At 43.6% G+C, this 26,623-nt stretch carries 25 protein-coding genes; 18 read left to right on the top strand and 7 right to left on the bottom strand.

Going from position 1 to position 26,623, the window contains the following annotated elements:
- Positions 1-154: 154 nt before the first annotated feature.
- The 7 genes from ACQY73_RS33770 (at position 155) to ACQY73_RS33740 (ending at position 7,850) form a co-directional block, all read left to right on the top strand.
- Complete coding sequence (locus tag ACQY73_RS33770; protein WP_428659134.1) at positions 155-1,219, top strand: cbb3-type cytochrome c oxidase N-terminal domain-containing protein; 1,065 nt, start codon at positions 155-157, stop codon at positions 1,217-1,219.
- A gap of 69 nt (positions 1,220-1,288) precedes the next feature.
- Complete coding sequence (ccoG, locus tag ACQY73_RS33765; protein WP_428659131.1) at positions 1,289-2,701, top strand: cytochrome c oxidase accessory protein CcoG; 1,413 nt, start codon at positions 1,289-1,291, stop codon at positions 2,699-2,701.
- 91 nt (positions 2,702-2,792) lie between these two features.
- Positions 2,793-3,227, top strand: coding sequence for a FixH family protein (locus ACQY73_RS33760; protein WP_428659128.1), 435 nt, complete (start codon positions 2,793-2,795; stop codon positions 3,225-3,227).
- Positions 3,228-3,233: 6 nt separating this feature from the next.
- A complete protein-coding gene (locus ACQY73_RS33755; RefSeq protein WP_428659125.1) occupies positions 3,234-3,929 on the top strand; it encodes a sulfite exporter TauE/SafE family protein in 696 nt (231 codons plus the stop codon).
- A gap of 113 nt (positions 3,930-4,042) precedes the next feature.
- Positions 4,043-5,404, top strand: a complete 1,362-nt coding sequence (gene hemN / locus ACQY73_RS33750; RefSeq protein WP_428659123.1) for an oxygen-independent coproporphyrinogen III oxidase — start codon at positions 4,043-4,045, stop codon at positions 5,402-5,404.
- Positions 5,405-5,552: 148 nt separating this feature from the next.
- Positions 5,553-6,785: a PAS domain-containing sensor histidine kinase gene (locus ACQY73_RS33745; RefSeq protein WP_428659120.1), complete on the top strand. Its 1,233-nt coding sequence runs from the start codon at positions 5,553-5,555 to the stop codon at positions 6,783-6,785.
- Between the two features lie 6 nt (positions 6,786-6,791).
- Positions 6,792-7,850, top strand: a complete 1,059-nt coding sequence (locus ACQY73_RS33740) for a response regulator (RefSeq protein WP_428659117.1) — start codon at positions 6,792-6,794, stop codon at positions 7,848-7,850.
- Positions 7,851-7,933: 83 nt separating this feature from the next.
- On the opposite strand, the gene ACQY73_RS33735 is transcribed toward ACQY73_RS33740, so the two are convergent.
- The gene (locus ACQY73_RS33735) at positions 7,934-9,880 is read right to left on the bottom strand and encodes an ABC-F family ATP-binding cassette domain-containing protein (protein WP_428659114.1); all 1,947 of its coding nucleotides are present in this window, start codon (positions 9,878-9,880) and stop codon (positions 7,934-7,936) included.
- 218 nt (positions 9,881-10,098) lie between these two features.
- On the opposite strand from ACQY73_RS33735, the gene ACQY73_RS33730 reads away from it, so the two are divergent.
- On the top strand, positions 10,099-11,118 hold the full coding sequence (locus ACQY73_RS33730; RefSeq protein WP_428659112.1) for a GNAT family N-acetyltransferase: 1,020 nt from the start codon (positions 10,099-10,101) through the stop codon (positions 11,116-11,118).
- A gap of 65 nt (positions 11,119-11,183) precedes the next feature.
- Here the strand turns inward: ACQY73_RS33730 and ACQY73_RS33725 are convergent, their stop codons facing one another.
- The gene (locus ACQY73_RS33725) at positions 11,184-12,866 is read right to left on the bottom strand and encodes a glutamine--tRNA ligase/YqeY domain fusion protein (protein ID WP_428659109.1); all 1,683 of its coding nucleotides are present in this window, start codon (positions 12,864-12,866) and stop codon (positions 11,184-11,186) included.
- Positions 12,867-12,980: 114 nt separating this feature from the next.
- Here ACQY73_RS33725 and ACQY73_RS33720 point away from each other — a divergent pair, with 114 nt between their 5' ends.
- The 3 genes from ACQY73_RS33720 to folE all read left to right on the top strand — a co-directional run bounded on the left by ACQY73_RS33720 (position 12,981) and on the right by folE (position 14,796).
- A complete protein-coding gene (locus ACQY73_RS33720) occupies positions 12,981-13,487 on the top strand; it encodes a DUF4199 domain-containing protein (protein ID WP_428659107.1) in 507 nt (168 codons plus the stop codon).
- A 234-nt stretch (positions 13,488-13,721) separates the two neighbouring features.
- Entirely contained in the window at positions 13,722-14,138 is a 417-nt protein-coding gene (locus ACQY73_RS33715) for a 6-pyruvoyl trahydropterin synthase family protein (RefSeq protein WP_428659104.1), read from the top strand.
- Positions 14,101-14,796, top strand: coding sequence for a GTP cyclohydrolase I FolE (gene folE / locus ACQY73_RS33710; protein WP_428659101.1), 696 nt, complete (start codon positions 14,101-14,103; stop codon positions 14,794-14,796). The genes ACQY73_RS33715 and folE overlap by 38 nt, the downstream gene beginning before the upstream one ends.
- A 41-nt stretch (positions 14,797-14,837) precedes the next feature.
- On the opposite strand, the gene ACQY73_RS33705 is transcribed toward folE, so the two are convergent.
- The 4 genes from ACQY73_RS33705 to ACQY73_RS33690 form a co-directional block, all read right to left on the bottom strand.
- Positions 14,838-16,346, bottom strand: coding sequence for a tetratricopeptide repeat protein (locus ACQY73_RS33705; RefSeq protein WP_428659098.1), 1,509 nt, complete (start codon positions 16,344-16,346; stop codon positions 14,838-14,840).
- Positions 16,343-16,972 (bottom strand): Uma2 family endonuclease, encoded by a 630-nt coding sequence (locus ACQY73_RS33700; RefSeq protein ID WP_428659095.1) that lies wholly within the window; start codon positions 16,970-16,972, stop codon positions 16,343-16,345. Before ACQY73_RS33700 ends, ACQY73_RS33705 begins: the two co-directional genes overlap by 4 nt.
- A 45-nt stretch (positions 16,973-17,017) precedes the next feature.
- On the bottom strand, positions 17,018-17,461 hold the full coding sequence (locus tag ACQY73_RS33695) for a transcription elongation factor (RefSeq protein ID WP_428659093.1): 444 nt from the start codon (positions 17,459-17,461) through the stop codon (positions 17,018-17,020).
- A 108-nt stretch (positions 17,462-17,569) separates the two neighbouring features.
- On the bottom strand, positions 17,570-18,592 hold the full coding sequence (locus ACQY73_RS33690) for an aldo/keto reductase (RefSeq protein ID WP_428659090.1): 1,023 nt from the start codon (positions 18,590-18,592) through the stop codon (positions 17,570-17,572).
- A gap of 135 nt (positions 18,593-18,727) precedes the next feature.
- On the opposite strand from ACQY73_RS33690, the gene ACQY73_RS33685 reads away from it, so the two are divergent.
- The 4 genes from ACQY73_RS33685 to ACQY73_RS33670 all read left to right on the top strand — a co-directional run bounded on the left by ACQY73_RS33685 (position 18,728) and on the right by ACQY73_RS33670 (position 22,806).
- Positions 18,728-19,474: an SOS response-associated peptidase gene (locus ACQY73_RS33685; protein WP_428659087.1), complete on the top strand. Its 747-nt coding sequence runs from the start codon at positions 18,728-18,730 to the stop codon at positions 19,472-19,474.
- Between the two features lie 70 nt (positions 19,475-19,544).
- Positions 19,545-20,456 (top strand): alpha/beta fold hydrolase, encoded by a 912-nt coding sequence (locus ACQY73_RS33680; RefSeq protein ID WP_428659084.1) that lies wholly within the window; start codon positions 19,545-19,547, stop codon positions 20,454-20,456.
- 168 nt (positions 20,457-20,624) lie between these two features.
- Positions 20,625-21,848 carry an exo-beta-N-acetylmuramidase NamZ family protein gene (locus tag ACQY73_RS33675; protein WP_428659081.1) on the top strand — a complete coding sequence of 408 codons (1,224 nt, stop codon included), beginning with the start codon at positions 20,625-20,627 and terminating at the stop codon, positions 21,846-21,848.
- Positions 21,849-22,056: 208 nt separating this feature from the next.
- Positions 22,057-22,806 (top strand): DeoR/GlpR family DNA-binding transcription regulator, encoded by a 750-nt coding sequence (locus ACQY73_RS33670; protein WP_428659078.1) that lies wholly within the window; start codon positions 22,057-22,059, stop codon positions 22,804-22,806.
- Positions 22,807-22,868: 62 nt separating this feature from the next.
- Here the strand turns inward: ACQY73_RS33670 and ACQY73_RS33665 are convergent, their stop codons facing one another.
- Positions 22,869-24,164: a hemolysin family protein gene (locus tag ACQY73_RS33665; protein ID WP_428659075.1), complete on the bottom strand. Its 1,296-nt coding sequence runs from the start codon at positions 24,162-24,164 to the stop codon at positions 22,869-22,871.
- 100 nt (positions 24,165-24,264) lie between these two features.
- Here ACQY73_RS33665 and ACQY73_RS33660 point away from each other — a divergent pair, with 100 nt between their 5' ends.
- From ACQY73_RS33660 to ACQY73_RS33650, 3 genes are all read left to right on the top strand, one after another.
- Entirely contained in the window at positions 24,265-24,954 is a 690-nt protein-coding gene (locus ACQY73_RS33660; RefSeq protein ID WP_428659072.1) for an NUDIX hydrolase, read from the top strand.
- Between the two features lie 503 nt (positions 24,955-25,457).
- The gene (locus ACQY73_RS33655; RefSeq protein WP_428659069.1) at positions 25,458-26,234 is read left to right on the top strand and encodes an SDR family oxidoreductase; all 777 of its coding nucleotides are present in this window, start codon (positions 25,458-25,460) and stop codon (positions 26,232-26,234) included.
- Positions 26,235-26,261: 27 nt separating this feature from the next.
- Entirely contained in the window at positions 26,262-26,606 is a 345-nt protein-coding gene (locus ACQY73_RS33650; protein WP_428659066.1) for a hypothetical protein, read from the top strand.
- Positions 26,607-26,623: the final 17 nt, after the last annotated feature.

Raw genomic sequence — 26,623 nt, 5'->3', positions numbered from 1 at the left:
CCCAACCGGCGGTTTTGAGAATCGCAGCGGCGCACCGCCCGCCTGCACGACACGTGAAGCAGGTTTTTCAAAACCTGCCCCGAGGTTGCTCACAACCTCGTTTTCAAAACTAAAGAGGTTGTGAGCAACCTCATTAACAAAATAGTTTACAACAATGAAATTCAGAAACTATCTCCAAACAATCGACGGAGTGGCCATCTATCCGCTCATTGGGCTGCTCATTTTTACCGGGATATTTATAGGTTTGATTTGGTACATTATCCGTATGGACAAACAAACCATCCAAAAGATGAGCAATATGCCGCTTGAAGACGGCACCGTTAAGAATATTATTTCAACGATCCTGCTCCTGTTTGTGACTTCCGGCGCTTTTGCCCAGACCGAAGCTCCCAAAGCCGGCAATAAAGAATTGGTAACCTACCTCATTCTGATGATCCTGTTGTTGGTCATTGTTGCGGTAGTGGCGGTATTGGTTCAGGTATTATTGCTGCTGCAAAAAATATCATCCAAAACCCAACCCGCCGACAGCGCAGTTTCGGAAGACTTGCGCGGCGACAAAGCACCGTTGTTCAGTGCGCGTTGGTGGCAGCGTTGGACCGGCTTCGGCGTTCAGCTTCAGGACGAGCAGCGTATCCTGATCACAGGCCATGATTATGACGGCATTCACGAGCTCGACAACCGTATGCCGCCCTGGTTGGCTTTTCTTTTTCAGGGAACCATTGTATTTGCCATTATTTATCTGATCATCTATCACATTGCCGGCGTAGGTGATCTGCCAATGGCCGAACTGGAAAAAGAAACATTGATTGTCGAAGCTAAAAAAGCGGCTTTTCTGGAAAAAGCGGCCGCGAAGATCAACGAAAACACTATTTCTCTGCTCTCAGATGCCAAAACAATTGATGAAGGAAAAGCCATTTTTGCCGCCAATTGCGCCGCTTGTCACGCCGCCGACGGTGGAGGTGCGGTAGGTCCCAACCTCACAGACGAATATTGGCTGCACGGCGGCGGCATTAAAAATGTCTTCAAAACCATCAAATACGGTGTTCCTCAAAAAGGGATGATCTCGTGGGAAAAGCAATTGAATCCGCTCAAAATGCAGCAGGTGGCAAGTTACATTCTTTCAATAAAAGGGTCCAAAACCGCCAATCCCAAAGCTCCGCAGGGGGATGTTTACGCCGAAACGCCGGCAAAATCAGATAGCACCGTTGCGCTCAAATAATACCCCGGGCAGAAGAATGCGGATACTCGCACCTTCTGCCTACCCATTCACTTTTGACATTCTCTCAACATGCAACCCCTTGATACACACCCCGATATTGATGAGTCATTTCGTGATAATTTTGCGGCGGTAGACAATACTACCGGCAAAAGAAACTGGTTTTTTCCACAAAAACCGACGGGCAAATGGCATACTCGTCGCGTGTGGTTTACAATCTTTCAACTCAGCGTTATGTTTGGCCTGCCTTTTATCAAGGTAAATGGTCAGCCTTTATTTCTCTTCAATATCTTAGAGCGTAAATTTATCATCTTCGGACTTTTTATCGGCCCTCAGGACTACTGGTTGTTTGGGTTGATGATGATCTCTTTCTTCGTTTTTATTGTCTTATTTACCACGGTATTTGGTCGGGTTTGGTGCGGATGGGCGTGCCCGCAAACGGTTTTTATGGAAATGGTTTTTCGTAAAATAGAATACCTGATCGAAGGCGATTGGAAAGCGCAACGTGCCTTAGAAAAAGCGCCGTTCAGCGGTGACAAAGTCATTAAACGTATTTTGAAATATGGGACTTTCTTAACGGTCTCTTTTCTGATTTCCAATCTGCTCCTAAGCTACTTTGTTGGTATCGACGAACTTGAAAAAATTATCATTGAGCCTATCTCTGAACACTTAACGCTGTTTCTGGGTATCTGGGCTTTTACGATTATTTTCTTTTTGAATTTCGCATGGCTGCGCGATCAGGCCTGTACCGTCGTGTGTCCGTATGGGCGGTTGCAGGGTGTATTGTTGGACAAAAATTCGGTTGTCATTGCCTACGATTACAAACGCGGCGAACCGCGCGAGAAATTGCATAAAGGCAAAGCACGCACCGCCGGTGATTGCATCAGTTGTTATCAGTGCGTCAACGTGTGCCCCACGGGCATTGACATTCGCAACGGCACTCAAATGGAATGCGTCAATTGCACTGCCTGCATTGATGCCTGCGACAATATCATGGACAAAGTGGGGCTGCCCAAAGGACTGATCCGCTTTGATTCCGAAAACAACATTGCAAGCGGCAAAAGCAAATTGATCACAACTCGGACCATTGCCTACGCGGTTGTTTTGACGGCTTTGTGGGTAGCTTTAGGATACGCCATTTTGACCAGAGATGACACCGAAACAACCATGTTGCGCGTGCCGGGCTCACGTTACATCGAAAATCCCGACGGCACCGTCAGTAATTTATATACTTTCAAACTGTTCAATAAAACCAACCACCCAATCAATCCCGAAATGCGACTTCTCTTTCCAAAAGGAACGTTGAAATTTGCGGGAATTCCAAATTTACACTTAGAAGGAGCAGGCATGGTGGAAGGATCGGTATTTATTACGATTCCCAAAACAGCAATTTCCAATCGTCGAACGGAGGTCAAATTGGCAGTGTACGCCAACAATGAAAAGTTGGAAGAGTTTAAAACCACGTTCATTGCTCCCGAAGAATAATGGTTCAGTAAATATAGTAAACAATGCCTTTACAGGCCCATAAAGGCATCCAACATCAAAAGCTCTTCTGGGTCAGGAGCAACAACTCGCAATGAAAATCTCTTGGGGTACCGGCATTGGGGCATTGTATGGCTCTTTTGTCCTGATGATATTGGTGATGGTGGGCATGAGCGTAGTCCAAAAAATTGATCTGGTGACGGATAAATACTACGAAGAAGAAATTCAGTATCAGGGTAAAATTGATAAAGTTAAAAACACCGGACAATTGGCCACTCCGCTTACGTGGGAAGTAGCCGAAACGGGCATTGAAGTCAACTATCCGGCCGATTTGAAAAACATCAGCGGCGTCATTTATTTCTATTGTCCTTCTGACAATCGTAAAGATTTCAAAGTGAAGATACAACCCAATTCGCAATTCAGTCAGCATATTCCAACGCAAACTGTTCGGGCAGGTCGTTACCGAATTCAATTCGATTGGCAGGCAAACGGCGTAGGTTATTGGAACGAAGGAATCCTTAATTTGTAAAAAATCATGCTGTACCTCGCATTTTCAATGGGCCTGATGAGCAGTCTTCACTGCGTGGGGATGTGCGGTCCCATTGCTTTGGCGTTGCCGATACATCACCGTTCAACGTTGGGAAAAATGCTCAGCATTCTGACCTACAATGCAGGGCGGGCTTTCACGTACAGCTTATTGGGAATGGTGTTGGGTTTAGTGGGTAGTGCTTTAGATTTTGGAGGTTTACAACGTGGGCTTTCCATCGGCACAGGGGTTATTTTGCTCGGCACCGTCGCCTATTCATCTCATTGGATTGAACAACTTGCAACTCCCCTGCCCTTCCAAAAAGGCGTGCAATGGGTCAAAAAAAAGCTTGGAGTTTTGCTTTCACATCGAAGTTTACCCGCGTTATTTCTGCTTGGTATGCTCAATGGTCTGCTGCCTTGCGGATTGGTATATATGGCTCTCATAAGTTCTATCGCAATGGGTAGCCCTTGGGAAAGTGGGCTATTCATGGTACTGTTTGGCGCAGGAACGATCCCTGCCATGAGTGCCGTGGCTTTTGTAAAAACATTTATCTCTCCTAACGTAAGAAACCAAGTCCGCCGACTCATGCCGGTCTTTGTAGCGGCAGTGGCTATTCTCCTCATTGTGCGTGGTTTCCAGTTTTCAGAAACGCCATTGACCCCAAAAGCAAATCACCAAATTCCACTTTGTCACGGTCGATAAATCATTGTGAGAAGTATAGTTATCCCACAGGTTTTTAACTGTTCCTGACTATTATCATATTTTACTCGGCCAAAGAAATCCATTTTTGATAAAGTAACTTTTCAGTATTGATCATGGATACTCATTTCTTACAAAAATATAATGTTCCGGGGCCTCGTTATACCAGCTATCCAACGGTACCTTATTGGGATAAAACTCCCGTGACAGAAGCGCGTTGGAAAGATTTGGTTAAAGATACCTTTGAGGTAAGCAACGCAAATGAAGGCATCAGCCTTTACATTCATTTGCCCTTCTGCGAAAGCCTTTGCACCTATTGTGGTTGCAATACCCGGATCACGGTCAATCATAAAGTAGAGCATCCTTACATTGATGCTTTGTTGAAAGAATGGCAACTATATACTGACTTTTTACCCGCCCGGCCTCAACTCCGCGAAATCCATTTAGGAGGCGGAACCCCGACTTTTTTCAGCCCCGAAAACTTAAAAAGACTTATCAACGGCTTACTTGATAAAGCCACTATTCACCCCCAATATGAGTTTGGTTTTGAAGCCCATCCCGCCAATACCACCGACGAGCATTTACAGGTACTTTATGACGCAGGTTTTCGGCGTATCAGCATTGGTGTACAGGACTTTAATCCTCAGGTCTTAGAACTTATCAATCGTCCGCAAACCTATCAACAGGTTAAACATCTCACCGAAAAAGCAAGAGAGATCGGCTATACTTCCGTCAATTATGACCTGGTGTACGGATTGCCTCAGCAACGCGTGTGTAGTGTGGCACAAACCATCAGTCAGGTGCTCCAATTGCGGCCCGATCGCATTGCTCTTTACAGTTATGCACACATTCCGTGGGTAAAACCGGGTCAACGAAAATTTACGGAAGAAGACCTGCCCGATGCCGCCAAAAAATTGGCCATTTACGATACCTGCCGGGGAGTTTTGGAAATGGCAGGTTATGTCAATATCGGCATGGATCATTTCGCCTTACCAACCGATGGCCTTTCTGAAGCAGTTCTGAAAAAACACCTTCACCGTAACTTTATGGGATATACTACCGGCCAAACCCATTTATTGGTCGGGCTTGGAGTATCAGCCATCAGCGATTGTTGGTGGGGCTATGCCCAAAATGAAAAAACCGTGGAGAAATACTACGAGCGGCTGGCTTCCAACGAAATTCCTTTGTTCAAAGGGCATATACTTACGCGTGAAGATTTGATTCTGAGACGCCATATCCAACGGTTGATGTGTCAATTCGAAACTACATGGCACGATCCCAAAGATCAATGTAAAGAATTATATGACGCCCTTGCAAGATTGGAGGAACCCGAAAAAGATGAATTGATCATCATCGAACCATACCATTTAGCCGTAACTGAAAAAGGGCGAAATTTCATACGAAACATCAGCATGGCTTTTGATGCCCGGCTTTGGAATGACCTCCCTCAAACGGCTATTTTCAGTCAGGTATTTTAAAAAACTATCCCACGATACGAATGTAGGTGGCTTTTTCTTTTTAACCACAAACATGTAACTATCAATACGTTAGCCAACCGGATACCTATTGTTATATATACCTGTTCATTTAACGCTTGCAAAAATCACAATAACCTCCGTATTTGGTATGTTAGAAGTATTTATTCAGCAAACCCAAGCGATGAGAAGACACGTCGAAATGTTAAATGCACTTTTTAAAAGTGCAACAGAGGGAATTATTGTGGTTGATTCATGGGGAGAAATTCAATTGGTAAACCCAAAGGCCCAGGAATTATTCGGTTACGAAGAAGGTGAACTGCTCGGCAAAAAAATTGAAACTCTAATTCCCCAACGTTATGCAAAAAAGCACGTTGATCACCGCATGAATTATGCCCAACAACCCAAAGCACGAAACATGGGGGGCAATTTTGATTTGCAAGCCAAGCGAAAAGATAATTCCGAGTTTCCGGTCGAAGTAAGTCTGAGTCCTTTCAGTACCAGTGACGGCGATTATATCGTCAGCTTCATTATTGATATTTCACTGCGCAAAAAACAGGAATTAGCCTTATTGGAAGCACACCACCAGATCCAAAACCTGAATACAGATCTGGAAGAACGTGTTCAGCAACGTACGCGCGAATTGGCCGAAGCGATGGACGAACTGGAGCAATCAAAACAGGAAGTAATGCGAGCCCTTGAAAAAGAGCGTCAACTCAACGACATGAAAACAAAGTTTGTGACCATTGCTTCGCACGAATTTCGTACGCCTTTGGCCACTATTTTGTCCTCTGCTTCTTTGATCGGGCGTTATATTTTCAGCGAAGAAAATGATAAACGTCAAAAACACGTACAACGCATCAAGTCAACGGTAAACAATTTGACTGAAATTCTCAACGACTTTTTATCGCTCGGAAAATTGGAAGAAGGGCAAATACGCAATGTGCCCGTTGTGTTCAATCTTCCGGAGTTCTGCAAAGAGTTGGTGGATGAATTGCGTTCCGTTTGCAAAGAAAATCAACAGCTTCATTATTTCCATGAAGGCATTGCGGAGGTAACCATTGACCGACATTTACTAAAAAATATCCTCATAAATCTTATTTCCAACGCCGCTAAATATTCAGAAAAAGATATATTTTTAAGAACAAAACGGAATGAATCGAAGATAATGATTGAAGTGCAGGATCAGGGTATCGGTATTCCTGAACAAGACCAGCCTCATGTGTTTGATCGTTTTTTTCGGGCGCATAATTCAGGTACGATTCAGGGAACAGGCTTGGGTCTTAATATTGTGTATAAATACGTTCAATTGATGCAAGGAGAAATCAAATTGGAAAGTAAACTGAATACCGGCACCCGTGTGTATCTTGAACTCCCCACCTAATAGCTGATGAAAACTATTCTTTTAATAGAAGACAATCCCGATATGCGGGACAATACGACCGAGATCCTTGAGTTGGCTCATTATAATGTACTCACGGCCGAAAATGGCAAACAGGGAATCAAATTGGCGCAGGAAACCGCCCCTGACCTCATCATCTGCGACATTATGATGCCTGAACTGGACGGATATGGAGTACTGCATTTACTTACGAAAGAACCTGCCACAGCGAGCATTCCTTTTATATTTTTAACCGCAAAAGCTGAAAAAAATGACTACCGAAAAGGAATGACGTTGGGTGCCGACGATTACCTGACCAAACCATACGATGATGTGGAGCTGTTGAGTGCCGTCGAAACCCGTTTGCGGAAAAACAATCTTTTAAAAGTTGAATATTCTCGTACAGAAGATGGCCTGAATCAATTTTTGAATGAAGTAAAATCGTTTGAATCACTTAAAAAACTGTCAGAAAACAAGAAAACGAAGCTATTCAAAAAACGGGAGATTATTTATTCGGAAGGAAATTATCCAAACGCCGTTTATTTTCTAAAAAGCGGCAAAATAAAGAACCTGAAAACCAACGAATTCGGTAAAGAGTACATCATCGAACTGCATAAACCGGGCGATTTTTTCGGTTATTTGGATCTATTGGAAAATGCTCCGTATCAAGATTCGGCAGTAACGCTTCAAGACAGTGAAATAGTCATTATTCCCAAAGATGAGTTTAACTCTTTGTTGTACAACAATCGGGATGTAGCCACCAAATTCATCAAAATCCTTTCCAATGAAGTCCGTGAGCGTGAAGAGCGCCTGCTGAAATTAGCCTATAATTCCGTACGCAAACGCGTGGCCGAATCACTCATTATGTTGGCCAATCGCTATCAGGAAGATAAGACCAAGCAGTTTGCCATTTCCATCACCCGCGAAGATCTTGCCAGTATTGTAGGGACTGCCACCGAAACTGTCATTCGTACCTTATCGGACTTTAAAGAAGAATCACTCATCGAAATGAAAGGCAGCCTTATTACTGTGTTGGACTATGATAAATTAGCCCGAATGCGAAATTAAAATACCTATAAACAACGTCGGCAAGGACTGCGCGTCTGCGGCTCAAAACCTTGCCGACGTTATCTTTCTCACCAATATTATTTCTACCCCAGCGCATCAACTTCGAGCACTGCCTGCTCCCAACCTTCGGTCGCTTTGTCTATTTTTTGCTTAGTATCCGCATATTGACGATTAATTTCAGCCAATTTGGTTGGATTACTATAAACCGTTTCGTCGGCCAATTTAGCTTCTAATTCTGCCTTACGTTTCTCCAATTCATCAATCTCTTTTTCCAGTTGATTCACTTTATTTTGGAGTTGTTTAAGCACTTGGCTATTTGAGTTCCCATTTCGCAGCGGAGTGGATTGAGTAACGGCAGCATTTTTCGAGCTTACCGCATTCATAGAGGCCAAAGTGGTCATTACAGCTTCTTTTCCTTTCGTCTCTTCCTCTTCACCTCTTTCTTCCTGCCACCATTCGTATTCCTGGTATGTACCCGGATATTCTTTTACTTCCCGATTTTCGATATACCAAATTTTGCTCGCAATCGCTTCTACAAAGAAACGGTCGTGAGAAACCACCACAAACGACCCCTCGTATTGACGCAACGCCTGAATCAGGATATTGACCGACTGCATATCCAAGTGGTTGGTAGGTTCATCAAGCAGCAGAAAGTTTGCTTCTGATACGAGTACTTTTGCCAATGCTACACGCGATTTTTCTCCTCCCGAAAGCACTTTGATCTTCTTAAATACGTCTTCTCCCGTAAACAGAAAACATCCCAAAATGGTACGACATTCGGTTTCACTCTTGCTCGGGTTGGCATATTTAAGCTCTTCCAAAATCGTATGCTCTACGTTCAACGACTCCAATTGGTGCTGCGCATAAAAGGTAAACAGCACATTATGGCCCAAACGTCGCTCGCCTTCAACGGGTTCAGTACCGGCAATCACCCGTAAAAGTGTTGATTTCCCTTTTCCGTTAGCTCCGATGAGGGCAATTTTGTCGCCCCGTTCCATTGCAATGCTGGTATCTCTCAGGATTTCTTTTTCACCGTAAGCTTTTGATACATCTTCGAGTTGAAGCACATGGCGGCCCGGCTGGGTCGTGAATTGGAACCGAAAGTGTACTTTCGCATTTTCATCCACCACCGCCTCTACCCGATCCATTCTGTCCAACATTTTGGCGCGGCTTTGGGCTTGCTTGGCTTTGGTAGCTTTAGCCTTAAAACGCTCAATAAACCGTTCGGTTTGACGGATTTTGGCCTGTTGGTTTTCGTAAGCGCCTTTTTGTATTTCGTTACGAAGGGATTTTTCTTCGATATAGTACGAATAATTGCCGCCGTAATAATTCAATTTCTGATTGCTCACTTCCACCATCGTATCGCAGACGTTATCCAAAAATTCACGGTCGTGAGAAACCACGATCACGGCATTTTCATAACTCTGAACGTATTTTTCAACCCACTTAATGGAAGGTAGATCCAAGTGGTTGGTTGGCTCATCGAGCATTAAAAGTGAGGGCTTTTGGAGTAGGAGTTTCGCCAACATTACCCGCATTCGCCATCCTCCTGAAAACTGCCGCAACGGTTTTTGCAGATCTAACGTAGAAAAACCAAGCCCTTCCAAAATCTCTTCGGCTTTTGATTGGATGGTATATCCGTCCAATGCTTCAAATTCTTCCTGTATGCGTGAGAGTCGGTCGACCAGTTTATCTTGGTAATTGACCTCCATTTCGTGAATAACGGCGTCCATTTGTCGTTGAAGTTCGTTTTCACGTTCGAAGGCCTGCATTGCTACCGACAGAATTGAGTCGTCGCTTTGGTAGGAAAGCAAATCCTGGTTCAAAAATCCGATGGTACAACCGCCTGATTTTGAAATATGTCCGGCGTCAGCCTGATAGTTTCCAACAATTAAATGCAATAAAGTAGACTTGCCCGTTCCGTTCAGGCCGATAAGGCCAATTTTATCTTTGGGCTTAATGTGAAGTGATGCGTTTTCATATAACGCTCGGTCGCCGAGGTAATACGATAAGTTTGTTATTGAAATCATGCCGCAAAGTTAGTGTATTTTTTGCCTCTTTGCCCGACAAGTTCACACCGAATGAGAGTGATTCTTTCCAAAATCATCTTCTATTTCCCCAAAAATGGCACGAGTGAAATGTTAAAAACCCTGTTTTTAAGAAAAGAAGGGCTTTAAGGACTGAAATACAATTAGGTTGGTAACCATTCGTTAACAGAATCCAAAGAAGTATCAGAGATTTTATATCTTTGTCTGTTAAGTATTATCGAATGCTGTTTCCGACTCCTCAAAATAAGGTTAAGTCATCGCCGTTGCGCAACTATACTGCGTTGGTGGTGAAAAATAACCCCGATATTCTGCATCAATTTACCATTCGTTGGTCGTTTTGGCTGTTCAATACACCACTGCATGTAAAGCATCAAAATGCAGCGGAAGTATACACTTTTATTCTAACCGACGCTGCGACCCAAACAGAAGCCTACGGCATTTTTCATTTGTTTATCCAAAATCAGGAGGGAGTCAGTCCGTATCAGGCGTCGTTTGGTTCGTTTGAGATCGCTGAGCGGGTCAGTCATTCTGAATTTGCCGAGTGGCTGATCGGGATTGAAGAATTTGCAAAAACATTGGGAATTTCCGGTCTGCATATCAAACATTATCCTACCTGCTATAATCCATCGCGAAGTACTTTTATACGACGAGGGCTCCTGAGGCGGGGTTTTGAGCTGCGCCAAAGCACAGAAAATCAATTCATTGCCGTTACTAACAGAAGTTTTGACGACAGCCTGCATACTTCCGAACGTCGCCGTTTGCGCAAATGCCTGCGTGCAGGTTTTCGCTTTGAAGAATGGCTGAATCCGCCCCCGAAAGAAGTATATGCCTTTATTGAACAAAATCGGCAACTGCTGGGCTATTCACTTTCATTCAGCTTTGAGCAATTACAACTGTGGCTGAACATATTTCCTGAATACTTTCGCGTTTTTTGCGTAAAAGACGGTGATACGTTGGCTTCCCTTTCCATCACGGTGCGCGTTGGAGAATCTACTTTATATAATTTTTGCCCTGCCGACAATTTAGACTATCGTACTTATAGCCCTGCAGTCTTGCTCAATAAAGGCTTATACAGCGAATGTCAATACAAAGGAATATCTATCTTGGATTTAGGGGTTTCGGTCAATGAAACGGGTGCCTCCAAACCCAGTTTGAAGCGGTTTAAAGAGAATTTAGGCGCAAAGAATTGTGAAAAATATTTTTTTTATAAGAAGTTGTGAAACCTATAAGGTCTGATTATCGACGATGTCAGACCTTATAGGTTTGGTTTGGATTTGGGCAAAAATTACTTAGCAGCAACTTTCCCCCAAGTATCTTTCAATCCCACGGTACGGTTAAATACCAATTGCTCATCGGTACTGTCTGCATCCAAACAGAAGTATCCTTTGCGCATAAATTGGAACTTCGCTCCTACCGCCGCTTCTTTCAGGGCAGGTTCGGCATAGGCCGTAATGATCTGCAATGAATTAGGGTTGAAATGATCTTTAAAATCGCCTTCGGCGGTTGCCAGATCTTCAACGCTGAAAAGCCGGTCATATTCCCGAATTTCGACCGGAAGTGCTTCATTTACAGATACCCAATGCAGCGTTCCTTTTACGTTGATGCCGGAAGTATCACTGCCGCTTTTGCTGTTTTCAATGTACGTGCAATGCAATTCTACCACATTTCCTTCTTCATCTTTCACAAAGCCATCGCACTTGATAATGTAGGCGCTTTTGAGGCGCACCATTTGGCCGGGCGCTAAACGGAAGTATTTCTTGGGTGCCACTTCCATAAAATCCTCTCGCTCAACATAAATCTCACGCCCGAAAGGTATTTCGCGCGTACCGCCGGTTGGGTCTTCGGGGTTATTTTCGCTGTGACAAATCTCGACCTGACCTTCCGGAAAATTGGTAATAATCACTTTGAGCGGATCGAGCACCACCATGCGGCGTTCGGCTACTTTGTTGAGGTGCTCGCGAACGCAAAACTCCAACAAGCTGACATCAATCAAATTATCACGACGTGCTACCCCGATACGGTCACAAAACTCACGAATAGATTCCGGCGTATATCCACGACGACGCAATCCTGAAATGGTCGGCATGCGCGGATCATCCCAACCTTTTACGTGCCCTTCATTGACCAATTGAAGGAGTTTTCGCTTGCTCATCACCGTATAAGTCAGGTTCAGGCGCGCAAACTCATATTGTTTTGACGGAAATATCTCTAAATTTTCAATGCACCAATCGTACAGATCGCGGTGAGGCACAAATTCCAATGTACAAATGGAATGCGTGATCTTTTCAATAGAATCCGACTGGCCGTGGGCAAAATCGTACATGGGATAAATGCACCATTTGTCGCCGGTACGGTGGTGATGCGCAAATTTGATACGATAAATGACGGGGTCGCGCATGATCATGTTGGGCGCGGCCATGTCAATTTTGGCACGAAGTGTATGGCTACCTTCAGGAAATTCACCGTTTTTCATGCTGATAAACAACGCTTCATTCTCTTCCGGCGTACGGTTGCGGTATGGGCTGTTGGTGCCCGGCTCGGTAGGTGTGCCTTTTTGGGTCGCCATTTGTTCCGAGGTAGAATCATCTACGTACGCTAAGCCTTTTCTGATAAGTAACAGCGCAAATTCATATAAATGATCGAAATAATCAGAAGCATAAAATTCATTTACCCACTGAAAACCCAGCCATTTCACATCATTCTTGATAGAGTCTACGTATTCGGTATCTTCCGTAACGGGATTCGTATCGTCAAAACGCAGGTTGGTTCCTCCGCCGTATTTCTGAGCAACGCCAAAATTGAGACATATCGACTTGGCATGGCCAATGTGTAAATAACCGTTTGGCTCAGGCGGAAAGCGCGTTAGTACTCTGCCTCCGTGCTTACCGGTACGGAGGTCTTCCTCGATGATTTGTTCGATGAAGTTAAGTGATTTCTCTTCGGTGGATTCTTTGCTAATTTCACTCATGTGCTCTTGGGACTGGTAGTAATTCGCAAAAGTAGTATAATTCGTTCTCATCAAAGTGGCTTCAGCGGGGAAAAATAGGAGAAAATACCTAATTTTGCCTACTTTTTTAAACCTATGTTGATTCAAAGAATGAATAATACCCTCAAATTCGCCATTTACATTGTTGTTTTTAGTCTTATTTGGTTAGTTGGAGAAAAATTACTCGGTTATCAAAATACGATCATTGACTGGCTTCCTTTTACAAGCCTGCTCTGGCTGATACTGATTGGTATATTTTACATCATTTTTCTGCGCACCGCTCGTCGGGAAAATGCAAATGTAGACTATAAAACAAATGTCAGGTCATTATTCCTTCTAAGTATCTATTGGCTTCTTGCTTTTGGGCTTCTGAAATGGCTTTATTATCAATTCGTCAATCCTGATTATTTCAATGACGTTATCATCAGAGGACGTGAATGGCTTACGTTAAGTGCCACTTCGGAAGAAAACTTCGAAAATGCGACTCAGATGATGGAAGATTTTCTGCAATTACCTGTTTATTTGGGCACTACTACGGCAATTCAATTTATTTTTTGCCTCATTTATACCTTCTTATTTCCTGCTTTTTCCAAAAAGAAATAATTAAAAAAACTATTTTTAAGTGTAAACTCCCTGATTATTAGCTTTTTTCCGCTGAAAGTACCGAGCTTTTAAAACTATTTTTAGAAGAACGCAGTTTATACATAAGTTGAAAACGAAACTTACCCAAGGGCTTTGGTACCACGCCCAACGGTCGAGAGGGTGTTGCAGACAAACTTTCTGACGACTCCTCGGCGCGCTCGTATATACAACGCTGCAACATATTAACATATTGGAATGAGCAATCAACGAGTGGCTGTTTTTCGGAAAGCCAATTTCAATGCTGCGCATCGACTCAACAATCCGGCTTGGACGGAAGAGGAAAATTCGCGCATTTTTGGGAAATGTAATTTGCCGAATTACCACGGACACAACTATGAACTGATTGTCCGGGTAACGGGAGAAGTAGACCCGCAAACCGGCTACGTTGTGGATTTAAAATGGCTGAACGATTTGATCGAACGGTATGTTCTCGAAAAGTTCGACCACAAAAACCTGAATCTTGACACCGAAGAATTCAAAAATCTGAATCCCAGTGCCGAGAATATTGCAATCGTGATTTACAACATCCTGCGTGGGCATTTGGAGGCCACTTTTGATTTGAAAATAAGACTATATGAAACCGAACGAAACTTCGTGGAATACCCCGCGTGAAGAGGCTGATTTCGTTGATCTGACCATTGATGAGTGGGGCAATGACCACGGGCTGAGTGCTTATGACACGCCAATGCGTGAAGACGCTTTTGAACTGAGCGATGTAGAAAAAGTAGCTAAGATTGAGCATCATTTCCGTGAAATAATGGAAACGCTGGGGCTCGACCTAACCGACGATAGCCTCAAAGGAACGCCCCACCGTGTAGCAAAAATGTACGTACGGGAGATTTTCAGTGGGCTAAACCCCAAAAATAAGCCCAAAGCCACTCTCTTTGACAATAAATATAAGTACAACGAAATGCTGGTGGAGAAAGACATCAGTTTTTACTCCAATTGCGAGCACCACTTTGTGCCTATTTTTGGTAAAGCGCACGTTGCGTACATCTCCAGCGGCAAGGTAATCGGGCTTTCGAAGCTGAATCGCATTGTACAATACTTTGCCAAACGCCCCCAAGTGCAGGAGCGTCTGACGGTTCAGATCGGCAAAGAATTACAGCAAATTCTACAAACTGAGGATGTAGCCGTTGTCATGGATGCCAAGCATTTATGTGTGGCTTCGCGCGGAGTACAGGATGATTCAAGTACTACTGTAACCGCTTTTTACGGCGGCAAATTCAAGGACGAAGCAACAAAGAATGAATTTTTGAAGTATTTGTAAATTACTGAAAAGACTGAATTCTCAGGTAATAAAATAAGAAATCATTCCACTCCCATTAGGGTCAGAGCAGCGCGGGCTTTATTGTCCACGCTGTTTTTGTATTCATGCTTTGGATAATTCAGGGCTTGTTTGAAGTAATAAACCGCTTTGATTTTGTTGCCTTTTTCCTGATAAATATAGCCCAGTTGCAATGACGAAGTAGCGCCAAAATAAAGACTTTGTGACTGACTCAGCACAATGGCGCGTTCGTAATGGACAATGGAAGAATCAGCCTGATTCCGGCGCTGAAAAATCCTGCCCCAACGGTATTGAAATTCGGCTTTATCATACAGGTTCGTAAAAAACGGCTCCTGATATGGTTTCAACACCAAGGCCGCTTCGGACAAATAGCCGCCATCAAACGCCAAACGAGCTTTCATCAGGGTCTTTTGCTGACCCGAAACTTCTTTTTTTCGAAAGCTTTTGGCAAATTTTTCCGCAAATTTATCGGCTTCTACGTAGGTCGTACCAACCGTCAGCACGCGTTCCAAATAAGGCATGGCAATCGTTTCTTCTCCGTCTAACCAATGACTTAGAAAAAGTTTCAACTGTGTATCTTTCAGATAATTTTGTCCTTTATACTGAGCCAGAAAAGTTTTCAAATGTGCACGCGCTTCGTCGTATTGGCCTTTTTGGAGTAATATTTCCCCTTTCAAATAGTCCAAAAAAGGAAATGCTAAGTATTCAGTGCCGGTTGGACGTTGATTGAGCAGTTTTAGCGCTTGCTCGCCTCGTCCATCTTTCATCGAAATTGTGGTTCCAAAAAAATGCAGCAGTAAATTATCCTCTTCCTCGGCCACAAATGTCAAGAGAGCGGCGTTTTGCGGTTCAGAATAGCTGAGAATGTAAGCATGAAGCAACAACTCCACAAGCTTGGCTTCGGGCTCAAAAAGTTTATCTTTTTGGATAACGGCCTTGATCTCTCGCATTCCCTGTGGAATATTGCCGCGCAATCCGAGCAATTTTGTAACCCACTGATAATTTTGCGGAGCCGACCCGATCAATACGTGTAGCATCCCCAGCGACTTATACGTTGGAATAAAATCAGGGTATTTTTTAGCGTTTTCTTCCAACAACCGATATGCTTTGATAATATCCCAACAAGCGCTTACTTCCTTGCCAAACTTTAGTTTGATGAACGCCCAATGCAGACGAATTTCAGCTTCATAAAATCGCTGATAAGGAGAATTTGTCGGTAAATCATTCAGCCATTCGAGTCGTTTGTCTTGATTAGGTGCCAGTTGCTCAAAAAGCCGTTTTTCGTCACTCACCAACAAAGTGACCATGTCGGCGTAATCTTCCACATAAACGGCAAATGCCTTTTGCGAGCCTACATTTTTTTCTTTTTGCAATAACGCCTTTGCTGAATTGACTTTTAATTTAAAAACCTCGGCGTAAGCCTGTTGAAGATTGGGCGTGATTTGATATGGATTAGCTTGCCCGAAAACAGAAAAGGAAAATACGGAAGTAAAAAGAGATAAATAAGCAATGTCTCGGTATAACTTTCTCACAATTTAAAACCTTCTTTTTGAAGTAATTGCGCCAACGAAAACCGGTATTCTTCCAACAGGATGACATTCTTATCCCAGGTCGAAATAATGCCATCCTGTCCTGCTCGGGCCACGATTTGCTGCTGGATGCCCGAAAAGAACCAGATCACTTCCCGAACGCCAAAATCTAATAATTTTTTGGTTTTAATTCCGTAATAATCTACTTCCGAAATACCAAAATCAGCCGTATCGGCCTGTATATCAACTTCAATCACGGCCAAAGGCGGTATTTCAAAGTATTTATTCTTAAACGTATGATTTTGCAATGCAGCTTTATCATAAATCACAATGTCTGAAGAGATATTACTGCGCTTTTTAAGATGAAAACCTACCTCATTGGTAACGATAAAATATTTATTTCTATCAATGGTGTCAAACAGAAAATTCATCAAAACACCAATAATGATCGCTTGGGTATCACTTTCACCCATAATTTCTTCTACTGTTTTAAATTGATTCAATACGTCTTTGTAGCCCCGATAGTACATGGGTTTTCCATCGTATTCCTCATAAATCAATGATTTGGGAATTTCGTGTTTGGCAAACTTGGTTCGGATGCGTTTACGTTTGGAGTTGACTGCAACCATATCAGTTACTGTTTTTCTAAAATCAAAGATAGGAAAAATAAACCCCTACTCTACTTCTTCGATGACACATTTCTTCTGCTGAAACAGGAAGCTGTCGCCTTTTTGTTTTCCCATAAGCGATGCCCCTAACGGCGATTGTGGCGACACCACAATGACTTTTGTCCCGGCAATGTCAATCAATCCAACGCTAACCGCTACAAAAAAATAACCCGCCGTAGTTTTGACCAACGTGCCTAATCCTACGCGCTGAAAGTGAAATAACGGGTCAATTCGGTCAAGAACAGACCGCTCCTGGCGGATTTGGTCGTATAACTGCGCGTGACGGTCGCGCTCAATCTGCGCCATAGCACGTCCGGTTTCGTACTTGTCGCCTGCGCTGCTTTTGGTTTCTTCATTGGCCGAGCTTTGGGCAGATTGCATTGCATCAAGAGCGCCCTGCATTCGAGTGTCCAAGTGGGCTTTCAGCCGTTCTACTAAGGTTACTTTCATATATTGAGGCATCAGATGCCGGATAATGGAAATAAAATAGCAGACTTTTGATAAAAGAATCTTCTCGGCCCCTATTTTGTTGTCCGTTATCCAAAATATCCACAATTATTACAAACGGTGATTAATAATTTGATCATACATACCCGCAAAAGCCGACTGTTTCACTCCTTCCGAAGAAAGAAAATCGTGCGGAAAGCCCAGTTCAATTTTGCTGAGTTCATTCAGTCGGCTCATCATTTCTTCGGGAATGCCTGAATCAAGGCTTTTTAAAGAATCCTGCAATTGCTCCACGCGCCGGGCACCGATGACGGGCATCACGTTGGGAACCCGTTGACGAACCCAATTGATGGCTACCTGTGTGGGTGTTACATTTAATTCCTGCGCAATATCCACCACAGCCTGCGCAATATCTTGGCTACGGTCATTGCGACGAAGACTGTTTTCGGGTACACGCCCGCCTTCTCCTCGCAGGTATTTGCCCGTAAGCGCACCGCCACCGATCACCCCCCAAGGCGTTACGGCCATATCAAGGGCTTTAGCCATCGGCAAGAGATCACGTTCTGCGCCCCGTTGCAGCAATGAATATTCAATTTGCAAGGCCGCAAATTGGCTCCAACCGCGCAATTCCGCCAGCATATTTGCCCGCGAAATAACCCACGCCGGCGTGTCCGAAATTCCGATGTAATGCACTTTGCCGCTGCGTACCAAATCATCCAGCCCCCGCATTACTTCCTCTACAGGTGTCGTAAAATCCCACATATGTACCCAAAACAGGTCAATATAATCGGTTTTCAGGCGTCGGAGGCTTTCGTTCAGCGAGCGAACCATATTTTTGCGATGATTCCCCGCATAATTGGGGTCACCATCGCGGTCCATCAGTGTATATTTGGTGGCAAGCACAAAATGATCACGATCTGACGCGATGAAATCTCCCAAAAACTGTTCTGAGGTTCCTTCAGTGTAGCGGTTGGCCGTATCTATAAAATTCCCGCCTGCGTTGGCATACATGTCAAAAATTTTCTTACTTTCATGTTTGTCGGCCCCCCACCCCCATTCTGTCCCGAAGGTCATGGTGCCAAGACAAATTTCTGATACACGAAGGCCTGATTTTCCCAATAATTTGAATTTCATAGTAATGAAGTTTGTTTGGTAAATAATGCAAGGGCGTTGTCGGACGTTACAGTTTAAAAACTACTGATCGACAACTGCTTATTTTACCTGCTAACTGCGCTTTTGCTCAAAATTACGGATAAAACTCGGTTTATTATGTGTTTTCACAATTCGTTAACAGCCACCGTTGCCGAAGTAGAGCAACGATTTGAAGCCACTCTCGAAGCAGAGAAGGCTGATTTTCAGCCCGTATATCACGGAAATGGGTTTGAATTTCCGACTTGGCCGGTCATTACCGCGCAGGCTCCAAAAAGTCTTCAATTTTTCCGGTGGGGTCTCGTGCCGCGTTGGGTCAAGAGTAAGGAAGAGGCGGAAGAAATGAGAGCCAATACGCTCAATGCCAAAGCGGAAACGCTCAGCGAAAAGCCGTCGTTCAAGTATGCGCTTCAGCAATCTCAACGTTGTCTTGTTCCGTCCACCGGTTTTTTTGAATGGCAGACCGTTGGGAAACATAAGTATCCGTACCATATTGGATTACGCAATCAACCGATATTTGCCATGGCCGGGCTGTGGGAAAGTTGGCATAATCCCGCTTATCCGGACGATGTTTGGAATACCTTCAGCATCATCACAACGGAAGCCAACCCATTGATGGCTCGTATTCACAACACCAAACAGCGCATGCCGTTGATCTTATTGCCGGGCAGTGAATCCATTTGGCTTCAAAAAGAGTTGGATGATTCTGCATTAAAGGAAATTGCGCGTCCTTTGGACGACAGTCTAATGGAAGCATTTACAATAGGTCGACTGATCAGTAACCGTACTGCGGATTCAAATGTACCTGAAGTGGCTAAGCCGCACCTCTATCCTGAATTATCACAACAACAATTGTCTCTTTTTTAGCGTTTTTTAGAAAGGGCAACTATATTTTCCTCTAAAAAACATTGATTTAACCTAAACAACTCTCATTTTTATGCTACGGAAACTCTTTCTTTGGGCCTGTATTTGCGGGTTGTGTGTGGGGCTTTCTTCCTGTTTTCGTTCCTGGCGAAAAAATGAACGTGACCTGCGCAAACATTACGCAAACAAGTCTATTAAGCCCACGTATTATACCATTCAAAATGATAGTCTACGTTTGTTTGTTGCCACCACAGGAGCCGATACCTTACCTCCGTTATTGCTGATCCACGGTGCTCCGGGAGCATGGTATGGCTATCTCAATATGGTGGACGACAGCATATTACAAAGCAAATATCACATTATTGCCGTTGATAGATTGGGATATAATCATTCCAAGTTTCGGAAGAAAAGCTACGTTACCTCCATTGACTTACAGGCCCGGGCCGCGGCACTGGCTCTGTCATTGAATCATTCTCGCCAAAAAGGGGTGTTGCTTGGGCGCTCATTCGGGGCACCTATCGCCGCAAAGGTTGCTATTCTCAATCCGAATCGTTTCAACAAATTGGTCATGTTGGCCCCGGCCATTGATCCCGCCAAAGAAAAATTTTGGTGGTTTTCCAAGCCTGCCAAATGGTGGGTAGTGCGGGTATGGTTGCCACACCGAATCAATGTCGCATCCTTTGAAAAATTTGCCCATTCCAAAGAATTGGAAAAACTGGCATTGGAATGGCCGTTACTGCAAGTTCCCACTACAGTAGTACAGGGCGGAAAAGATTGGATCGTAGACCCTTCCAACCTTGATTTTGCCCGATTAAAATTGGCCGAAAAGCAAGCTCAATTTATCTTTTTGCCTGAAGCAGGACATTTAATTTCGCATTCACACCCCGATCTGGTACGTGAATTGGTAATTACTCCTTTTCAACGCACCGTAGCTGCCCCTGCCACTACAGGTGCTCAGGGCGGAAGCCACGAAGGTCACAAATAAAGTTATACGTATCTTGAAACAGGTAAGAATGGTTAGGATTACCAAGAGGAAGATTATTGGAAGCTAAGCTCCATTTTACCACTCATGGCCAAACCTGACCATTTTCATGATTATTTCAAGACTATTTGTTGTAACTTACCACCTTCAAATAATCCTGCTTTTTACTTTATGAAACGGTCATTTTACCTGTCCATTTTTCTTTCTATTGTATTTTTGGCAATCAGTGCCTCTTTCACTACCATCACAAAGCCGGAATATGCCAAAAAGAGCATTATTACGGCCTCCGACCAAACCTCCAAATATCTTCCCTATCTCAAGGGAAAGCGGATCGGAATGCTGGTAAATCAAACATCGATCATTGGTCAGAAACATTGCGTAGATAGCCTTTTTAAGTTGGGCGTTCAAATCAAAAAGATCTTTGGGCCCGAACACGGCTTCAGAGGCAACGCCAGTAACGGTGCTAAAGTTGACGATGCGCTTGATCCTGCTACGGGCATCCCCGTAATTTCATTATACGGCAAAAACAGAAAACCTACCAAAGAGCACTTAGCCGACGTCGATCTGATGATCTTTGACGTACAGGACGTTGGCGCGCGATTTTATACCTACATCAATACCTTGTCACACGTGATGGAAGCGTGTGCGGAAAACGACAAAGAATTGCTCATTTTGGACCGTCCTAATCCCAATGGCTTTGTTGTAGACGGGCCTGTATTGGAAATGCACCTGAAATCAGGCATTGGGATGTTTCCCATTCCTATTACGCACGGGCTGACCATCGGCGAATTTGCCCAAATGATCAACGGTGAAGGATGGCTCCCCAATAAATTGCAATGCAAGTTGAAGATCATTAAGGTGGCCAACTATACGCATGATATGCCTTACACCCTGCCGGTGCCGCCTTCACCCAATTTGAATACGCAGCAATCGATCATGTTGTATCCAAGCATTTGCCCTTTTGAAGGAACGATCCTGAGTCAGGGACGCGGCACATACATGCCCTTTACAGTTTTGGGTGCTCCTGCATTGAAAGGGAAATACGAATTTTCATTTAAGCCGGTCAGTCTCAAAGGCATGAGCGAAACGCCTTTGCATCAGGACACTGAATGCTATGGCTTAGACCTTCGCAACTATGATACTTCTATTTTTCTGAAAACCAAAAAATTGAACCTGAAATGGCTTGTGGAAATGTATGCCGCTTACCCTATAAAAGAGAAGTTTTTTGATATGAGTCAAAGCAAGCAAATGGGGAATTTTGACAAACTGGCCGGTACAGAAAACTTAAAACAGCAGATCATTGCCGGAAAAAGTGAAGAAGAAATTCGTAAAAGCTGGGAGCCGGGCTTGGGCAATTTCAAAACGATGCGCAAAAAATATTTACTGTACCCTTAAAAAAATTGTCCCTCGCAGCTACACAAACCCCTAAGGTAGCGCGAGGGAAGTTTTTTATCATAGGTTAAGTTGCAGTTGAAACAACTATGCAAAGTTATGCAAACTTCTTATTTTAATGCAACTTTTTTTGCATTTTTTTGCAAACTATTTTAAGAATCGTTTCCAATGTATACTTTTGGTATTTTCGGGAACTATTTGCACTTAACCTATGATAAAAGAAGAACGTCAGCGGCTCATTATTGAGAAGCTAAATCGCGACCAAAAAATTAACTTAGTGGAGTTGAGCCAACTGCTGAACGTATCCTACGACAGCATCCGGCGTGACGTTATTGAGTTGGAGGACAAAGGCTTACTGAAGAAAGTGCACGGAGGTGCCGTAGCCAATTCTTACCTATCCTTTAAAACAACACAGGGATTTGGCATCGACAATCAGGAAGTACTTCACCTGACCCGAAAGGCGCAAAAACTCTTTGAAAATCACCAAACGATCCTGATGGATGGTGGCACGACCAATTTTCACATCGCAGAGCAATTCCCCAAAAGCCTTGAACTGACCGTTATTACCAACAGTCTGCCGCTTGCCATTGTGCTGAATGAGCATCCAAAGATCGAAACCATCCTTTTGGGAGGCACTTATCACAAGCGTTATCAAATCACGGTGGGAAACGAAGCCATGCGGCAATTGGAGCATCTTCGAGTAGACTTATACCTAATGGGTTTCAACGGGTTAGATCCTCATGTGGGCATTACGCTTCGCAATTATGAAGAATCGGTTTTGAAACAAAAAATGGCACAATCCGCTAAAAAAGTAGCGATTTGTGCCATTACTGAAAAGATCCATACTATCGAGACCTACAAGGTCTGTGGCCTACACGAAATCGACTTTCTGGTGACCGGCTTGAAACCTTCCGATCCATTGCTGAACGATTTTCGCAGAGATGGAATTGAAATTATCTAAACCTTGCAAAAGATTGCAAGGTTTAGAGTAAATCCATTGATCAGGGAATGCCCAAGTCAGGGTTATTCTTCCGCTTCTTCCTCGCTGAGTTTTTGCACGAGCATTTTGTCGATACGACTCTTGTCCATATCAACAATTTCGAAGCGATAATCCTGCCATGTGAAATGCTCGCCGGTATCAGGAATATCTCTGAAAATGTGCAGCGCAAAGCCCCCAAGCGTATTGAAGCCCGTTAATTCTTTTTTCTTGTGGACAGTAATATCAAAATGATTGATAAAATCTTCCCACGGGAGTTGAGCATCTACAAGGAAACTGCCGTCTTCCCGTTCTACAATGCTATAATTAAACTCATCAGTTTCCGACAAATCACCCACCAAAGCGTCTAAAATATCATTCAGCGTCGCAATTCCGAGCATCGCACCGTATTCATCCACAATGATCCCAAAGTGTACGCGGCTCACTTTGAACTTTTCCAGCGCTTGGTAGGCTTTGTTGTTTTCAGGAATATAAAGCGGCTCCCGAGCCAATGAATCCAGTCGGGTAAGTTGTTCGTCTAAATCACCACCGAGCAGATCTTTTACGTATATCAATCCGACAATATTATCCACACCGTCGTTACAAAGTGGATAAACGGAATGTTTGGATTCCATGATTCGGGCTTTGTTGTCTTCCGGCTCATCGGCCGAATCCAGCCACGTTACTTCCTGCCGATTGGTCATGAGTGAAGTGATCTTCCGGTCGCCCAGATGAAACACGTTCTCCACAATTTCCTGTTCGATTTCATCGATCACACCGCCTGTGGTGCCTTCCTGAATGATGGTCTTGATCTCTTCTTCCGTGATGGCTTGGTTTTGCGGCGTGATCCGCAATATTTTCATGATCAAATCGCTGGATTTGGCCAATAACCAAATGAAGGGGGCGGTGATGTTGGAAAGCCAATTCATGGGTGTAGCCATAAACTTGGCAATTCCTTCAGGATTGGACATTCCTATTCGCTTGGGAACAAGTTCTCCCAAAACCAAGGACAAGTAGGTCACAAACAATACAACGCCGCCTACGGCAATAGAATGCGCATAGGGCTTGAGTAATTCGAACTGTTCGACGTACGCCTGAAAATCGGTCGTAATGCGTTCACCACTGAATACCCCGTTCAGGATGCCAATGAGGGTGATGCCGATCTGTACGGTAGAAAGAAAGCGATTAGGAGAGTTTGCTAATTCGAGTGCGTGTTTGGCCTGACGGTCACCGTTACGAGCCGCAGTTTCCAATTTAGACTTTCGCGAGGAGACCAGCGCGATTTCCGACATGGAGAAAATACCGTTGATGAGAACGAGTAGAACGATAACAAATAGTTCCACGTATGGGGATGGTTGGTACAATTGCAAAATTATCAAAAGTATTTGCTATCCAAAACAAACCCATTTGCTAATTTTGTCAAGATTTACGCCCCATACTCCCATGATTATATTTATCAAAGACCGTCCGGTTCGAATTTTAAGCGAAAAAGCAGCTCAGGGGCTCTCCAACAGTGGTAATTTTGACAAAATCATTGATGCTCACCTCGAAATGTTGAAGGCAACAAGTCTAAAAGGGCATTTACTCATTTTGAACGCCACACCGATCACTGCCGAAAAACTTTTTCATTTTTTAAATACTTCCGATCTCCCGGAACTGCAATCCATTTATTTGGTGCCCAAGGACCGCGAAGCTGTTGAGAAGCGATTGAAAAAAATGTATACCATCATCAAAGCTGCCGGCGGAATTGTGACCAAAGACAACAAAATGCTGATGATGTTTCGTCGAGGCGTGTGGGATCTGCCCAAAGGAAAACTTGACGCCGGAGAAAAATCAAAAAAAGCCGCGCTTCGGGAAGTGGAAGAAGAGACCGGCGTAAAAGCAGAACTCGTCGAAAAAACCTGCACCACCTGGCACACTTATACGCAAAACAACCAACTTATCCTGAAAAGAACCAAATGGTATTGGATGCGCTGCGTAGACGATTCCAAATTGGCTCCCCAACACGATGAAGGCATTGACCAATTGGCGTGGATGAGTGAACCGGAAGCCCGCAAAGCACTGGTCAATTCATTTAGCTCCATTCGCTACGTGGTAGACTGCTTTCTGGGACAGGAAGTGGATGTGGATTAAGTCGGGAACTGAAAACGGGGTTGCCCGCGCAATGCAAAACCGCGATAATGTAAATCGGAGCGCCGATGCGCCTGAAAAACAGCAGGTTGGAAACATCCGGCTGTTTTTTTTTATATTTGTGGTAACATATTGGTAACGCTTATGACAATTACTACAAGTATTTTAAAACGTAACTTGATACCGTACGTTATTTATCGGGCCAATCGAATTGCTACGAATTATATGACGAATATGAAGGACAACAACTTAACGGCTGACAAAAGGGGTTTGGCAAAAAGTGGGTTTAGTGTTTAAATGAAACTTTGTGCTTCGTATCAAGTTCAATGCCGGCAGACTGTTTAGTGCTTCCCAATCCGCTTCTTAGCCGAGCGTCAAACCGTCAGCAAAGGCGATCCAAACTCACGCTACCAAACAAACCAACCTTTCAACTACAACAATGCGACTTTTGGCTACATCGGTTTTTTGTTTACTGTCGAACTTTGCAGTGACAAACTATCAGAAAAATGAATTTACAAAACAACACTATTTTAGTAACGGGCGGAACAGGTGGTTTCGGATTTGAGTTTGCATCCAAATTGATTGCGTTAGGCAACACTGTAATCATTACAGGCAGAAATGCCGAAAAATTGGCGGAAGTAAAAAGCAAACTTCCGCCTGTGCATATTATCCGGAGTGATGTAAGCAAAGCCGATGACATTGCTAATCTGTACAATCAGGTTACGCAACAATTTCCCGACCTGAATATCTTGATTAATAACGCCGGTGAAATGCGAAAAATCAGTCTGCATCAGCAACACGCCCTTACCGACATTACTCGTGAGGTTGAAATCAACTTGATGGGTCCAATCCGTATGGTGCAACAATTTTTGCCACATCTTAAAAAACAAAAAAACGCTGCTATCCTAAATGTGACATCGGGCATTGCGTTGATGGCTTTTCCTATTTCTCCAATTTATAGTGCAAGCAAAGCAGGACTGCGTGCCTACACTCAGACATTAAGGGTTCAACTTAAAAATACCGACATTAAAGTGATAGAATTAGTTGCCCCCGGAAGTTCTACTCCGCTAAACGATAAATTTAAAAATGAGGACGGTTTTAGCACCGGTGCCTTAATGGCTCCTGAAAAAATTGTAGAGACTGCCATCAAAGGAATGAAAAATGATAAGGACGAGATCTATCCCGGACCGGCAAAATTAATGCGGGTATTGAGCCGAATTGCTCCAAAATTTTTAATTAAGCAAGCAGGCAAAATGGGTGCTTCTTATATGTACGGAAAATAATTACTGCAACTTTAAAAATTTCTAAAAATGAAAATACTTAGCATCATACTTATTTTAGCATCTGCATTTCTAAGTATCAAGCACGGTTGGGATGCTTTTCAACCTGCCACCGCCGAACAGGCAAAAATGATGGCAAACCTTGGCATCACCAAATCTGTAATGCCCTATTTTGGTGTATTTTCCATCATTGTAGGATTGATGTTGTTCTTTCCTCAAACATTTTTTTTAAGTAACGTACTCAATGCGATTACTATCGTATTGATAATGGCGTTGTCGTTAAAAGCAGGAGATTATAAAATGGCATTGATAGAAATTCCTTTTTTGGCCATGCCACTGATTTTGATATGGTTGAAGTATCCGTTTAAATTTTAAAAAAATAACTTTGTATA

The organism is Runella sp., from assembly GCF_965279615.1.
Classification (GTDB): domain Bacteria; phylum Bacteroidota; class Bacteroidia; order Cytophagales; family Spirosomataceae; genus Runella.
The sequence above is the reverse complement of the archived record's forward strand: the minus strand, read 5'-3'. Positions and strand labels throughout refer to the sequence as shown.